We start from the raw sequence: 13185 nt of genomic DNA on the forward strand, positions 1-13185 counted from the left end.
GTCGCCGTTCCGAGGAGTTGTCGATGCAGTGCGACGTCAGGAGCATTGAGCTGGCGGGTGAGGGGAAGCGCCGAATCGAATGGGCGGACCGCTCCATGCCCGTGTTGCGGCAGATCCGCGAGAGGTTCGAACGCGAGCGTCCCCTCGATGGGATTCGGCTCGGGGCGTGCCTCCATGTCACGACCGAGACGGCGAACCTGGCGCGCACGCTTCGAGCGGGCGGAGCCCAGGTCTTGCTGTGCGCCTCCAACCCGTTGAGCACTCAGGATGACGTCGCCGCCAGCCTCGTGAGCGACTATGGGATCCCGACGTTCGCCATCAAGGGCGAGGACAACGACACTTACTATCGCCATATCAACGCGGTGCTGGACGGCAAACCCCAGATCACGATGGACGACGGCGCTGACCTGGTCAGCGTTCTGCACTCGGAGCGCAAGGACCTGCTGACGCATGTGATCGGCGGGACCGAGGAGACGACGACCGGGGTCATCCGCCTCCGCAGCATGGCGACGCAAGGCGTCCTGCGCTACCCCATCATCGCCGTCAATGACGCGCAGACGAAGCACTTCTTCGACAATCGGTACGGTACCGGACAGAGCACGCTGGACGGCATCATCCGAGCGACGAACTTCCTGATCGCCGGCATGGCTGTCGTCGTCGCTGGCTATGGCTGGTGTGGGCGCGGCGTCGCCAGCCGGGCGCGGGGTCTGGGCGCGCAGGTGATCGTCACCGAAGTGGACCCGGTGCGAGCTCTCGAGGCGGCAATGGACGGCTTCCGAGTTCTGCCGATGTCGAAGGCGGTCGCCGAAGCGGACTTGATCGTCACGCTGACCGGCAACCTGCACGTCCTGCGGCGCGAGCATTTCCTCGCGATGAAGGACGGCGCGACGATCGCGAACTCTGGGCATTTCAACGTCGAAATCAACCTGCCGGAGCTCAAGGAGCTGTCCGTCAGCGTGCGCGAGGCGCGTCCATTCGTCGACGAGTACACGCTCCAGGGCGGACAGCGTGTGTGTGTCCTTGGCGAGGGCAGACTCATCAACCTCGCAGCCGCCGAAGGTCATCCGGCGAGCGTGATGGATATGAGCTTTGCCAATCAGGCGTTGTGCGCGGAGTACATGGTTCAGCACGCCACCGATCTGTCGCCGACGGTCCACTCCGTGCCCGCCGAGATCGACGCGATGATCGCGCGGCTCAAGCTGGCAGGCATGGGCCTCGAGATCGACCAGTTGACGGACGAACAGTCGGAGTACCTCGACTCCTGGACGATGGGTACCACGTGACACCCTGGGATGGGAGGCGATGAGCAGAACCGAGCTCATCGAGAGCGTCGTGATGATCTTGTGCATCCCAGCCCTATGGCCCGTGGTGCGGTCTTTCCGATCCGACGTGCCGCTGCCATCGGGATACAGCGCGGTGCTGGCTGTCGTGGCACTCGTGCTCGGGGCGATCACGGTCCGGCGCATCCGTCGCCTGCGTGCCGCATTCCGCGACGCGCAGCGACGGACTCCGCCGTTCTGATGGGATACTGGGCAATCACTGTGCTCCGTTTCTGAGCACTTTGCGCAGATTCGGGCTGGGTCGCCGTTTGGTCTCCTACCATACCGACGGGCTTCGGATCGTCGGCATTGCGGCGATCCCGCGCCAAGTCCTGTTTTACATGCGTATCGGGAATACTGCGTCGATGACCCTAGCGTGGCATGAGTCTTGCTTGCGCTTGTCCGTTCTTGACATTTCAGGCGCAGGAGGATGCCATGCGATCCACGACACTTTCTTTCATTCCGGTGAGGGAGTACGTCACCTCAAGCCGGGACGCCAGCAAGCGCGATACCCTCGATGCCTGGCTGGAGCAGGCTCAGTCGCATCGTCTTCTCACTCGTCAGGAGGAGATCGAGCTGAGCCAGCGCATCAAGGCAGGCGACGAGACGGCGCGGACGAAGCTGATCCTCTGCAACCTTCGGCTCGTCCTCAAGATCGCGCTCGCGTACCGTCGCGCCAATGTGCCTCTGGTCGATCTGCTGCAAGAGGGCATCGGCGGACTGATGCAGGCGGTCGAGCACTTCGACGAGCGTCGCGGGTTCAAGTTCAGCACCTACGCGGTGCACTGGATCCGTCAGGCAGTCTCGCGATACATCGACCGGACGGCGCGCACCATTCGGCTGCCGTCGTACATCATCGCCGACATGTCGCAGCAGAACCGCGCCGCATACGAACTGGAACAGGTCCTCGAACGTCCTCCGACAACCGATGAGCTCGCCGAGTTCATGGAGAAGTCGCGCACCGACGTCCACCTGATCGAACGGCTCCCCGAAGAGCCGGTGCCGCTGGGCACGCCGGTGGGCGGCGATGACAGCACGACGACGCTCTCGGATGTGGTCGAGGACGCTCAGAACGAGACGCACCGCCATCTCGACGAGTGGATGCGCCGCGAGGAGGTGAACCGCCTGCTCGAGACGCTGACTCCTCGGGAACGGCAGATCATCGCCCTTCGATTCGGTTTAAGCGGCGGCGAGGAGCAGACGCTCCGCGCCATCGCGCAGCGCTTCGGCGTCACCAAGGAGCGCGTGCGCCAGATCGAAGCCCAGGCGATGAGGAAGCTGCGCCAGCGCGTTCAGCAGACGGCTGAACTCGACGCGGCTAGCTGACGTCCGGCATCCAGCTACGCCAAGCAGTCAAGAACACAGCCCGCGGACATGATGTCCGCGGGCTATTTCGCTTGCCAAAGGTGTGCGGCGTCGGCGTCTAGGCGACGCGGATCTCCACGCTCTTGCGCTCCACGGTTCCCTGCGTGTCCTTGAGCACGACCGTCGCGTAGTACGTGCCGGCATCCGCGTCGTACGGTACCAGCTCGGACAGCCGGAACACGGTGGTATCGCCCTCCTCTGCCGGAGACATGGCGAGCTCGTAGCCTCGCGGGTCGTAGACCTTGGCGGAGGCGATTGCAGCCGGGTCGTCGACTTCCAGCGTAACCTGTACCTGCTTGCCTGCGACGAGCGGATTCGGCGAGAAGCTGACGTTGCGGATCCGTGACACGGTTTCGTTCCTTTCCCGTTGCCGGTCTTGTTGGCGGCGTTGGTCAGACCAACCGGCGAGTCTGCGCCGCAGCTCGGTCGTCAACGCGTCTGGGCTGATGGCGCCATTCCGTGGATCATGACATCGATGACGCTGAGCAGTCGGTCTCTAGGCGTTGCTGAGGTTCCCTCCAGCAGCCACTGCGTCAACGTGCCGTGCACGGCGGCGTAGATCGCGGTTGCCGCCGCCGAAGGGTCGAAGTCCGATCTGAGCGTCCCGTCGCCGACACCCGCGCGCACGATTCCCTCGATGAAACGCACGTAGTCCCCGATCCGTTCGAGCGCTCCGCTCCGAAGGAAACGGCTCGTGTGCGGCGCTTCCAGGAGGAGCAGAGCGGTCAGCGCCCGGTTCTGCTCGACCATGGTCGCCTGCGCGTCGACGAATCGCCGCAGTCGGTCGGACGCATCGGTTCCAGAGTCTGCTGCCGACTTCACGTCCGCGATCGCCTCGGACATGAGCTCGTCGAAGACTGTCAGGAGCAGGGCTTCCTTGGTCTCGAAGTAGAGGTAGATGGTTCCGTGTCCCACGCCTGCCAGATCGGCTATATCCGAGATCCGCGCCGCGTGGAAGCCGTCGCGCGCGAAGACCTGCACCGCCGCTGCGAGGATGTCTCGGCGTTTGCGTTCCTTCTTCTGTGCGCGAACCGCCATGGGTGATTCCCTTCCTTAGGAATCAGCATAGCATAAACTGACTGACGAGTCAATACTTCGCGCAACGAATCGGCAGGCGCTCGCCACGAAGCATCCGGCGAGCGGTTTTCAAGGACGGACGGCGGCGTCTGGCAAGGTACGCGGGAAAGGGGCGACGGGCACACCGGTAGGGACTATCGGCAGCGGATTGCGTGCAGAACCTGGTTGGGTCGGTCGTGGGTTGGTGGAGGATATCGGGATCGAACCGATGACCTCCTGAATGCCATTCAGGCGCTCTCCCAGCTGAGCTAATCCCCCACGCGACAGATGCTAGCGTTTCCGCTGCCGTCGCGTCAAGGGAAAGGTGCGCGCCCCATCGTCCACAACAGGTGGTGACGGGGCGCGTTCGCTTTCAGGTGGTCAGACGAACAGTGTGATCGCGTAGACGATGTAGAGGATCCCCATGACGGCTCCGCCCCAGCGCGGCACGCGTTTGCCTGCCCACAGGAACGCCGTCAGAAGGACGCCGAATCCCAGCATCCACCAGTAGTCGCGAGCGAAGAACTCCGACGCCACCGTGATCTCCCGCGCAGCCCCCGCGAGCAGTCCGACGATGCCCAGATTGAACGCTATGTTCAGGATGTTCGCCCCGACCACGTCACCGACGCCCAGTGAGCTCTCGCCCTTGAGCGCGGCGGTGACGTTGGTTGCCAGTTCCGGCAGCGACGTGCCGATCGCGACAATCGTCAACCCGATGACGAGCTCCGGGACCCCCCATTGCTGGGCGCAGAACACCGCGCCATTCACGAGGCTGCGGGCGCCGAAGGCGAGGCACACGATCCCGCCGACGATCAGCAGCGGCACGTGCAGCGGTCCATGAGGGTCGTCCATCTCCTCGACGTGCTCCGGATGAGCCTTCGCCTCCCAGACTTGGAAGCCGATGTAGCCGAGGAACACGAGGAAGAGGATCAGCGGATCGAGCGGGAAGTTCAACCTGCCATCGATGGTCAGGACGCCGAGGAGGACCATCGTGCCGAGCATGATCCAGAGCTCCGGCAAGAGGACTTTGAGACTCAAGGCTGCCATGGAGGCGATAAGGGCGGCGAGCCCGATGATCAACCCGATATCGACGATGTTGCTGCCGACGACGTTGCCGATGGCGATGTCGCTGGCGTTCGTCGTCGTGCCGCCCAAGATCGTGAAGAGCGAGACCATCAGTTCGGGAAGCGTAGTTCCCGCGCTGACGATGGTGGAACCGACGATCACGGGGCTGATCCCGAGACGGCGGGCAAGCGACGACGCCCCTCCGACGAGCCAGTTCGCGCCGTACTCGAGCAGAACGACTCCGATGGCGAGGAGGATGGCGGCGTGCAGGAATGACGATGCGTCGAGCAAACTGAGGACGGACGCCATGCGGTGAACCTCCCACTCGTACCGCACATGCAAGACGCAGAAGCGACTGTGACCTGTGCGCTACGGGGGTTGCCACCCCGGTTTGATGGCGGGTGCCATCCGTCCTGAACCGCTAGACGATAGCGCCGAAACGGTCCGTTTGACGAATGGGAATCATCCGTCAGCTGCGCCTCGCTGTCAATAGGTTGTCTGGAGGGAAGGGCTGCGTGCTACCGAGAACCTGGTACGGGCTGGTGCAGCGCCGCCGCGCCTGCGACGCGCTCGTAGAAGGCGTTCATCCGAGCGCCGATAGCGACCCAGCCGTACCGTTGCTCGACTCGTGCCCTGGCGGCGATTCCCAGGGCTCTCCGGGCGTCGTGGTCGCGGATCAGCCGAATGACCTGCTCCGCGAACTCGTAGGGAGAATCCGCCACCACGAGGTCCCTACCGGGAACGACGTCAAGTCCCTCGCACCCGATCGACGTGGAAACAATCGCCTTGCCCATGCCCATCGCCTCGAGGATCTTGAGCCGACTTCCGCCGCCGATCCGCAGAGGAACGACGTAGACCGTGCCACGTCGAAGGTACGGATGTATCTCTGGGACGCGTCCGACGATCTCGATTCCATCGATCCCGTCGAACGCGCGCATCGCGTCGGTCGGCTCCTTTCCGACGGCGAGGAATCTTGACTCCGGCAGACCGGTTCGTATCCGGCTCCAGACCGCTTGGCAGAAGTAGGCGACTGCGTCGGCGTTGGGAAGCCAGTCGTAGCTGCCGGTGTAGATGCAGGTCGCGGCCTCCTCTTGTGATGAGTCCGGGGTATAGCCGTCCAGGTCGACACCGTTGTCGATGGTCTCGATGGGGGTCGAGGCGACCAGTTTCCCGAACAGTTCCGCGTCGCGACTCGACGCCACGGAGATTCCATTCACGGCGGAACCGATGCGCTCCTCCGCCGCCCGGAAGACGTTCGCCTGCCAGCGGAACGCCCATCGTCGCCACGCCGTCGGTTGATGGTCAGCCGCCCGACGCCATACGTCGGAGTCGACATTCTGCGTCGAGAGCACGACTGCCGCCCGGCTCATCTGGCGGACGAGCGGCAGCAGGTGTGCGCAATGGATCATCTCCAAGTGGACGACGTCGTACGTGCTGCCAGCGAGCTCGGACACCACGGCTGCCCGCAGCTCCGGCAGGTCGTACTTCGCGGCGGTGAGTGGAGTTCGGGCGGTCATCGCCCGGAGGACGGACCGAGCCGTCAACGACGGGACGCGCACCGGGTTCTGGGGAACGAGCACGACGCGCAGACTGTCCGACGACAGGTCGGCTACGGCTTCCCGGTCGGTGACTTCGGTCTCGAGGGCGACCAGGGTGATGTCGAACGAGCCGGCTGCCTGGCGAAGCAGGTTCAGAACGCGGATCTTGCCGCCGTCCGTCGGCGGAAACGGCAGACTGAGCGATACGACGAGCAGCCGCATCGCTAGAACTCGGCGATCAGCGACACGCGGTTGGTGGGACCCAGGTCGCCATAGGACACGAAAGCATAGTCGAGAACGAATCCGGCGTACCGGACGCCGAAGCCGCCGGTCAGCCCGGTCGAACTGCCGAGCTCGTTGCCGCCGATCTCGTACCTGTAGCCGCCGCGAACGGTGAGAGCGTTGACGATATCGTAGGCGATTCCGATCCCGATCCGAGCGTCGTTGTCCGCAGGCTTGCTGACATCGACCGCGATGGTCGCCTGGTCGTCGGCAACCCGGTACCCTAGTCCCGTCCGCACGGTCGTCGGCAGCGAAAAGCTCTCGGCATCGAACGCCAGCGAGGTCCCGATGTGCTGGATGGCGGCTCCCAGCGACAGTGAGGTTTCTGGCACGTCGTACGAGACACCTAGGTCCACGGCTCCGCCCTGCGCGCTTGCATCGTCGATCTGCTGCCGCAGGTACTTCGCATTGGCGCCGACCGATACGCCCTCGGCAACCTGAAGTCCTGCGCCAACGCCGATTGTCACGTCATAGGGTCGGAAAGTCGTCGTGGCTGCGCCGGAGTCGTCCCTGCCCTGAATCTCGCCGTAGTTGAAGAAGCTCGCGCTGATGGCGCCGCCCGCCTTCTCGCCAAGGGGCGCCGCGTAGGCTGCGTAGTGCTGCCGCAGGTCCAGAACCCACTCGTTGTTCGTCAGCGCAACTTGGGATCGGCGCACCTTGACGAGACCGGCTGGGTTCCACGCCGGTGCGTAGGCGTCCTTGGCGAGGGCGACGCCCGTCTCCCCCATCCCAATCGCTTCTGCGCCCACGCCGATCTTCAGGGTCGGGAATGCGCGTGTGCCCGCGCTTCCGTGGATATCAGCGGCATGCACGGACGAGGCGGCCGCCGCGAGAGCCAAGCTCAGAGCCATGCGGGCGATTGACAGCGTCACGCGTCGTGCCACCGGTAGCTCTCCTCCGCATCGGAACGCGGACCCGAACGCGACCATCGCATCGGGAGCAAGTGCAGGCAACGATCCTACCATGTCATCAACTGTCGCGCAACTCGACGAGCGCCGATGGAACTACTCCTGCGGCGACCGGGCAGCCTCGAACCGACGATCCACATCCGCCCAGTTGACCACGTTCCACCAGGCGTCCACGTACGCCGCGCGGCGGTTCTGATACTTCAGATAGTAGGCGTGTTCCCAGACGTCGAGCATTAGAAGCGGCTCGGTTCCCAGAATGCCCAGGTCCTGCTGGTTCATCAGCGACAGGACCACAAGGCGCGACAGACCGCCATGCCATCCAAGCACCGCCCACCCGCTGCCCTCGACCGCCTTTGCCGCCGCCCCGAAATGGGCTTGAAACACCTCGATCGACGAGAAGTCGCGCGCGATCGCTTCACGGAGTGCGGCGGAAGGCGCTGGCTGACGCCCAGCAGGAGGAGCCATGTTCTGCCAGAAGACGGAGTGGTTGTAGTGACCTCCGCCGTGGAACGCGAGCGCCCGCGACAACGACTGCACAGCCGTGTAGTTTCCCGCCGCGCGCGTCTCTGCGAGACCGTCGAGAGCCGCGCGCAGCCCTTTCACGTACCCGGCATGGTGCAGGTCGTGGTGGATCCGCATCGTCTCGGCGTCGATGTACGGCTCCAACGCGTCGTAGCCATAGGGCAGAGCCGGCAGCTCCAGCGGCACTCGTGACGCGGCGTCTACGTCGAGCGCGACGCTCAACGGCGAGTGGCTCAACATCCAGAGCCCTCCCATACCGGTCACCGACGCGCGCAGGAAGTCCCGACGAGTGCTCGTCTTTACCATGCTATGTCCCTCAGGAGTCTCGGTCGCCTCGAATCGCCAGCCACTCAGAAGATACCCCGCAGGCTCGTCGAGGGCAAAACCGGAACGCCGCTTCGAAGGTCACGGGCACGGTTTGATCGAGGCTCGGCGGCGTGCTAGAGTCGATTCGGAAGGCAGGGACCAGAATGGACCGAACCGCTCTCGACCGAACGCTCGACGCGTGTGCGGACGTCATCCCGCTGAAACCCTCGTTTGTCGCGCGGACCTTCTACCCTGGACTCGGACGGCTGGGACTCTCAGACTCCGATGCCGGCTCGCGAGGGTCCTACTGCGAGCGCTGGATCGGCTCGTCGGTGCAGGCGGACAACGCGGAGTTCGTCGAAGGCGAGGGGATGAGCACGTTCACGCTGGCGGACGGCTCGCCGGCGCGCTTGGCTGACGCGCTTCAGCTCGCCGGCGAGCGCCTGCTCGGACCCAAGCACGCAGCCCGCACGGGTTCGCGCTTCGGACTGCTGTCGAAGGTTCTGGACATCGGCACGCCGATCCCGTGGCATATCCACGCGCGCGAGACCGACGCCAGGAAGTGGTGGAGTTGTCGCGGCAAGGAGGAAGCCTATTACTTCGTGGAAACTGAGAATCCTGGGCCCGTGCCCTTCTCGCATCTGGGCGTGCATCCGGACGTGGAAGCATCCGACCTGCTGCCCATTCTGGAACGATGGGACGACGACTCGGTTCTCGACCTGTCGCCCGCCTACCGGCTGAACGTCGGTCAAGGGTTCCATGTCCCGCCCGGCATCCCCCATGCTCCGGGAACCGCGCTGACGCTCGAACTCCAGGAGGAGTCGGACGTCTACAACTTCCTGCAAGCCGTGACGTGCAGCGGGAAGCTCGACCGCTCGCTGATGCTGCGGGGCTTGCCGGATGTTGCGTCGGTCGTGCGACTCATCGACTGGGCGTCGTCGCGGGCTCCCGAGTTCTATTCGCGTCACCACACGAAGCCGGTCCATCTGGTGGACGAAGACGGTCGTCGCGAGTCTTGGGTGTTCCATCCGTCGCGGACGCCGAAGTTCAGCGGCAAAGAGGTTCGCGTGGAACCCGGGCGCTCGATGGAATCGCGCGAGGACGCGGCGTACGTCCTGTTCATCTGGCGCGGCAGCGGCGAAGCCGCCGGGAATGACATCGTGGGAGCCAACCACGGCTGCGACGAGTTTTTCGTCGGCTATCGCGCAGCGACGGTTCCGCACGTGATCCGCAACACGGGCGACACGACGCTCGTGGTCTACAAGCTGTTTGGACCCTCCGCCTGAGGCGGCAAGCCGAACCGAGGCAGGAATGTTCGCGGTTGTGATGAGCAGCGCCGTCATCGGGGTCGATGCGTACCCGGTGCGCGTCGAGACGGATATCGCGGGCGGGCTGCCGGCTCTGAACATCGTGGGCTTGCCGGACAGCGCGGTCCGAGAGGCGCGAGACCGCGTTTCGGCTGCGATCCGCAACTCGGGCTTCGTGCTCCCGGCTCGGCGCATCACGGTCAACCTCGGTCCTGCCGACGTGCGCAAGGAGGGGTCCTCGTTCGACCTGGCGATGGCTGTCGCCATCCTGGTCGCGTCGGAGCAGACCGTATTCGCCATCGACCCATCGACGGCGTTCCTTGGTGAGCTCTCCCTCGACGGATCGATGCGCGCCGTGCAAGGGGCGGTCGCCATCGCTGCGGACGCGCGCAGCTACGGCTGCAAGGCGCTCGTGGTTCCGAACGCGAACGCGAAAGAAGCAGCCGTCGCCGAGGGCATCGACGTATACGGCGTCGCCACGCTGTCGGATGCGGTCCGTCTGGTCGGGAGCCGCAATCTGTCGCCGCCGCTGCGGGTCGATCTGCGAGAGCTCTCGGCGCGTCGGGTCGGAGCCACTCCCGACCTTGCCGACGTCAAGGGTCAGGATCACGCGAAGCGGGCTCTTGAGATCGCCGCTGCGGGCGGGCACAACATGCTGATGTTCGGTCCGCCGGGATCGGGCAAGACGATGCTCGCGCAGCGTCTGGCGTCCGTTCTGCCGGACATGGTTCTCGACGAGTCGCTGGAGACGACGAAGATTCACTCCGTGGCGGGCGTGCTGGAAGCCGATTCGCCACTGATCACGACGCGCCCGTTCCGCGCCCCGCACCACACCGTTTCGACAGCCGGGCTGGTCGGGGGCGGCAAAACGCCTGGTCCGGGCGAAGTGAGCCTCGCGCACAACGGCGTGCTGTTCTTGGACGAGCTGCCCGAGTTCCGCCGCGACACCCTCGAAGCCCTTCGCCAGCCGTTGGAGAACGGCTTGGCGACCATCGCACGCGCTTGGGGCTCGCTGACGTTCCCTGCGCGCACCATGTTCGTCGCCGCGATGAACCCGTGTCCTTGCGGCTATCTGGGCGACCCGGTGAAGCCGTGCCGCTGCTCGAGCGAGCAGGTCCGCAAGTACCGAGCTCGCATCTCGGGCCCGCTGCTCGACCGGATCGACCTGCATGTCGAAGTGCCCGCCGTTCCTCTGTCCGATCTGCGTTCCGAGGCGAAGGGCGAGCCGTCCGAGACGGTTCGGGCTCGCGTTCAGCGCTCCCGCGAAGTTCAGTCGAGGCGGTTCGACGGAACCGGCGTCTACTCGAACGCCACGATGGCTCCGCACATGGTGCGGGAGTTCTGCCGGCTCGGCGCAGACGCCGAAGCGCTGCTAGCGGCAGCGTTGAGCCGCCTGCATCTGAGCGCGCGTGCCCATGACCGAGTGCTGAAAGTCGCTCGCTCCATCGCGGACCTGTCGGAGTCGGAGCGCATCGAGGCTCAGCACATCGCCGAAGCGATTCAGTACCGCGACCTCGACCGACTTGCGGGCGTATACTAGCCCTCACGCCCACGTCCGCTGTGTGAGAACGCTCAAGCACTGATACAATGGGCGAGCGGAACGCTCTCGTGGTCCGCCATGGGCGGCACGATCCACACTCAACCCGGAGGAACCCGATGGACGTTCGATTCGGCGTCGTTGGACTCGGCATGGGGATGAACCGTGCCGGGCAGATCCACCGCACGAATGGCGCGAAGCTCGTCGCTGCGTGCGATCTCGTCGAGGATCGCCTGGCTCGCGCCAAGAGCGAGTTCGGCTGCGATACCCACACCGACTACGCGGAGATGATCGCGCGAGACGACATCGACGTCGTGTGGGTGATGCTCCCGAGCGGCCTCCATGCGCAGTTCGGCGTCCAGGCAGCCCAGCATGGCAAACACGTCATCACGACCAAGCCGATGGACGTGACCGTCGAAGCGTGCGACCGGCTGACCGCAGCGTGCGCCGATGCGAAGGTCGGCCTGATGGTGGACTTCGAGGAGCGCTATCGTCCGATCAACCGCAAGATCAAGCGCGCGATCGATGACGGGCTGTTGGGCAAGGTCGTCCTCGGCGAGATCCGTCTGAAGTGGTGGCGTGGAGCCGGCTACTACCACGGCTGGCACGGCACATGGAAGCTCGACGGCGGCGGCTCGCTCGCCAACCAGGGCGTGCACCAGCTCGATCTGCTGCAATGGTTCCTGGGCGAAGTGAATTCGGTCACCGGTCACTTCGGCGTCTATGGAGGCGACGAGCACCGCGAAGTGGAGACCGAAGACCTGGTCAGCGCGCTCGTCAAGTTCAAGAGCGGAGCGCTGGGGACCATCCTGACGACGACGACTTGCCCCAAGCACCAGCAGACTCAGGTTCAGGTGCATGGACTCGAAGGCATCGTCGGAACCGGGCCCGACGTTTGGGAGTTCAATCAGGAAGGCGTCGACGTCGCATTGGAGCCGGGACCGGCGAACACAACCGAGGACTGTCTCCGAGTCCTGCGGGAAGGGACTCGCCCCGCCTGCGATGGAACCGAGGGCAGGCGTACGGTCGAGCTCTTCAACGCGATCTACAAGGCTGCCCGCGAAGGGCGCGAGGTGTCGCTGCCGCTATAGGAACCCACGAGCCGGATTACGACTGCGCTAGAGAGGTGCGATGCGCATCGGTCTGTTCGGCGGCACGTTCGATCCGATCCACATAGGCCACCTCATCTGCGCGGACGAGGTGAGAGATGGGCTCGGGCTCGACTACGTGTGGTTCATCCCAGCCGCAAGGCCGCCGCACAAGTCGGAGGACCCGCGTCGAGCGTCGCCGGAGGACCGTTACCGGATGGTGGCGCTCGCCGTGGAGGGCGAAGCCGGGATGGGGGTCTCCCGCGTCGAGCTGGAGCGAGCGGGCCCCTCGTACGCCATCGACACGGTTCGCCACTACGCCGCCGAGTACCCCGGCGCCGAGCTCTACTGGATCCTCGGAGTGGATCAGTTCCGCGAAATCCGGACCTGGCGCGACTACGACACGCTGCTCTCGCTGTGCCAGTTCGTCTGCGTGACGCGCCCGGGCTACGCGCTGTCGGGCATGCCGGACGAGCTGATGCGCCGCGTGCGCCACTTCGAGTTCACGCCGGTCGGCGTGTCATCGACGGCGATCCGAGCCGCCGTCGGAGCAGGCAGGTCGATTCGGTTCCGCACTCCGCGTGTGGTCGCCGACTACATCGGCGAGAAAGGCATCTATCTCTGACGCTGCTCTGTGTGCGCCTCAGTCCGCGCGGCTTGAAATGCCCATCGCCGCCGCGTTAGCATTGGCGCGGGTTCAAGAACCGATGTCCAGAACGGAGTGCACGCTGCCATGATGGAGTTACTGCGCGGACGGCTGTTCAAGTCCGTGATCATGTTCGGGATGGCGTTCATCTTCGCCATCGCGTTTGGCGCGGTGGTATCCGGTGTTCGGCCCGGGGCGATCTTCTCCGGCGGGGGCGACTGGACCCTCAAGGTCGAGGGGAAGAAG

Annotated in this window: 13 protein-coding genes and 1 tRNA gene; 7 read left to right on the forward strand and 7 right to left on the reverse strand. The window is 65.0% G+C overall.

Annotated elements, in window-relative coordinates; all coding sequences use genetic code 11:
* Nucleotides 1-23 precede the first annotated feature (23 nt).
* The 3 genes from FJZ36_02835 to FJZ36_02845 all read left to right on the forward strand — a co-directional run bounded on the left by FJZ36_02835 (nucleotide 24) and on the right by FJZ36_02845 (nucleotide 2645).
* Nucleotides 24-1283 (forward strand): adenosylhomocysteinase, encoded by a 1260-nt coding sequence (locus FJZ36_02835; protein ID MBM3213834.1) that lies wholly within the window; start codon nucleotides 24-26, stop codon nucleotides 1281-1283.
* Between the two features lie 19 nt (nucleotides 1284-1302).
* Nucleotides 1303-1521 (forward strand): hypothetical protein, encoded by a 219-nt coding sequence (locus FJZ36_02840; GenBank protein MBM3213835.1) that lies wholly within the window; start codon nucleotides 1303-1305, stop codon nucleotides 1519-1521.
* 179 nt (nucleotides 1522-1700) lie between these two features.
* Nucleotides 1701-2645, forward strand: a complete 945-nt coding sequence (locus FJZ36_02845; GenBank protein MBM3213836.1) for an RNA polymerase sigma factor RpoD/SigA — start codon at nucleotides 1701-1703, stop codon at nucleotides 2643-2645.
* A 97-nt stretch (nucleotides 2646-2742) separates the two neighbouring features.
* On the opposite strand, the gene FJZ36_02850 is transcribed toward FJZ36_02845, so the two are convergent.
* The 7 genes from FJZ36_02850 to FJZ36_02880 form a co-directional block, all read right to left on the reverse strand.
* Nucleotides 2743-3033, reverse strand: coding sequence for a hypothetical protein (locus FJZ36_02850; protein ID MBM3213837.1), 291 nt, complete (start codon nucleotides 3031-3033; stop codon nucleotides 2743-2745).
* An 80-nt stretch (nucleotides 3034-3113) separates the two neighbouring features.
* Nucleotides 3114-3722, reverse strand: coding sequence for a TetR/AcrR family transcriptional regulator (locus FJZ36_02855; protein ID MBM3213838.1), 609 nt, complete (start codon nucleotides 3720-3722; stop codon nucleotides 3114-3116).
* Between the two features lie 221 nt (nucleotides 3723-3943).
* A tRNA-Ala gene (locus tag FJZ36_02860) sits at nucleotides 3944-4019 on the reverse strand.
* Between the two features lie 102 nt (nucleotides 4020-4121).
* On the reverse strand, nucleotides 4122-5114 hold the full coding sequence (locus tag FJZ36_02865) for a calcium/sodium antiporter (GenBank protein ID MBM3213839.1): 993 nt from the start codon (nucleotides 5112-5114) through the stop codon (nucleotides 4122-4124).
* Nucleotides 5115-5323: 209 nt separating this feature from the next.
* Nucleotides 5324-6565 carry a glycosyltransferase gene (locus tag FJZ36_02870; GenBank protein ID MBM3213840.1) on the reverse strand — a complete coding sequence of 414 codons (1242 nt, stop codon included), beginning with the start codon at nucleotides 6563-6565 and terminating at the stop codon, nucleotides 5324-5326.
* 2 nt (nucleotides 6566-6567) lie between these two features.
* The gene (locus tag FJZ36_02875; GenBank protein MBM3213841.1) at nucleotides 6568-7590 is read right to left on the reverse strand and encodes a PorV/PorQ family protein; all 1023 of its coding nucleotides are present in this window, start codon (nucleotides 7588-7590) and stop codon (nucleotides 6568-6570) included.
* Nucleotides 7591-7629: 39 nt separating this feature from the next.
* Nucleotides 7630-8241 carry a superoxide dismutase gene (locus tag FJZ36_02880; GenBank protein ID MBM3213842.1) on the reverse strand — a complete coding sequence of 204 codons (612 nt, stop codon included), beginning with the start codon at nucleotides 8239-8241 and terminating at the stop codon, nucleotides 7630-7632.
* 284 nt (nucleotides 8242-8525) lie between these two features.
* On the opposite strand from FJZ36_02880, the gene FJZ36_02885 reads away from it, so the two are divergent.
* From FJZ36_02885 to FJZ36_02900, 4 genes are read left to right on the forward strand one after another with little or no spacing between them, the layout of a single operon-like run.
* On the forward strand, nucleotides 8526-9647 hold the full coding sequence (locus FJZ36_02885) for a hypothetical protein (GenBank protein MBM3213843.1): 1122 nt from the start codon (nucleotides 8526-8528) through the stop codon (nucleotides 9645-9647).
* 25 nt (nucleotides 9648-9672) lie between these two features.
* Nucleotides 9673-11208, forward strand: coding sequence for a YifB family Mg chelatase-like AAA ATPase (locus FJZ36_02890; protein ID MBM3213844.1), 1536 nt, complete (start codon nucleotides 9673-9675; stop codon nucleotides 11206-11208).
* 47 nt (nucleotides 11209-11255) lie between these two features.
* On the forward strand, nucleotides 11256-12296 hold the full coding sequence (locus tag FJZ36_02895) for a Gfo/Idh/MocA family oxidoreductase (protein MBM3213845.1): 1041 nt from the start codon (nucleotides 11256-11258) through the stop codon (nucleotides 12294-12296).
* Between the two features lie 40 nt (nucleotides 12297-12336).
* Nucleotides 12337-12918, forward strand: coding sequence for a nicotinate-nucleotide adenylyltransferase (locus FJZ36_02900; protein MBM3213846.1), 582 nt, complete (start codon nucleotides 12337-12339; stop codon nucleotides 12916-12918).
* Nucleotides 12919-13185: the final 267 nt, after the last annotated feature.

This window comes from Candidatus Poribacteria bacterium (assembly GCA_016866785.1).
Lineage (GTDB): Bacteria > Poribacteria > WGA-4E.

Excerpts from the sequence above, each read along its gene's own strand:
- FJZ36_02835 (MBM3213834.1), top strand. The coding sequence starts at position 24 with ATGCAGTGCGACGTCAGGAGCATTGAGCTGGCGGGTGAGGGGAAGCGC.
- FJZ36_02840 (MBM3213835.1), top strand. The coding sequence starts at position 1,303 with ATGAGCAGAACCGAGCTCATCGAGAGCGTCGTGATGATCTTGTGCATC.
- FJZ36_02845 (MBM3213836.1), top strand. The coding sequence starts at position 1,701 with ATGAGTCTTGCTTGCGCTTGTCCGTTCTTGACATTTCAGGCGCAGGAG.
- FJZ36_02855 (MBM3213838.1), bottom strand. The coding sequence starts at position 3,722 with ATGGCGGTTCGCGCACAGAAGAAGGAACGCAAACGCCGAGACATCCTC.
- FJZ36_02865 (MBM3213839.1), bottom strand. The coding sequence starts at position 5,114 with ATGGCGTCCGTCCTCAGTTTGCTCGACGCATCGTCATTCCTGCACGCC.
- FJZ36_02870 (MBM3213840.1), bottom strand. The coding sequence starts at position 6,565 with ATGCGGCTGCTCGTCGTATCGCTCAGTCTGCCGTTTCCGCCGACGGAC.
- FJZ36_02875 (MBM3213841.1), bottom strand. The coding sequence starts at position 7,590 with ATGGTAGGATCGTTGCCTGCACTTGCTCCCGATGCGATGGTCGCGTTC.
- FJZ36_02885 (MBM3213843.1), top strand. The coding sequence starts at position 8,526 with ATGGACCGAACCGCTCTCGACCGAACGCTCGACGCGTGTGCGGACGTC.
- FJZ36_02890 (MBM3213844.1), top strand. The coding sequence starts at position 9,673 with ATGTTCGCGGTTGTGATGAGCAGCGCCGTCATCGGGGTCGATGCGTAC.
- FJZ36_02895 (MBM3213845.1), top strand. The coding sequence starts at position 11,256 with ATGGGCGAGCGGAACGCTCTCGTGGTCCGCCATGGGCGGCACGATCCA.
- FJZ36_02900 (MBM3213846.1), top strand. The coding sequence starts at position 12,337 with ATGCGCATCGGTCTGTTCGGCGGCACGTTCGATCCGATCCACATAGGC.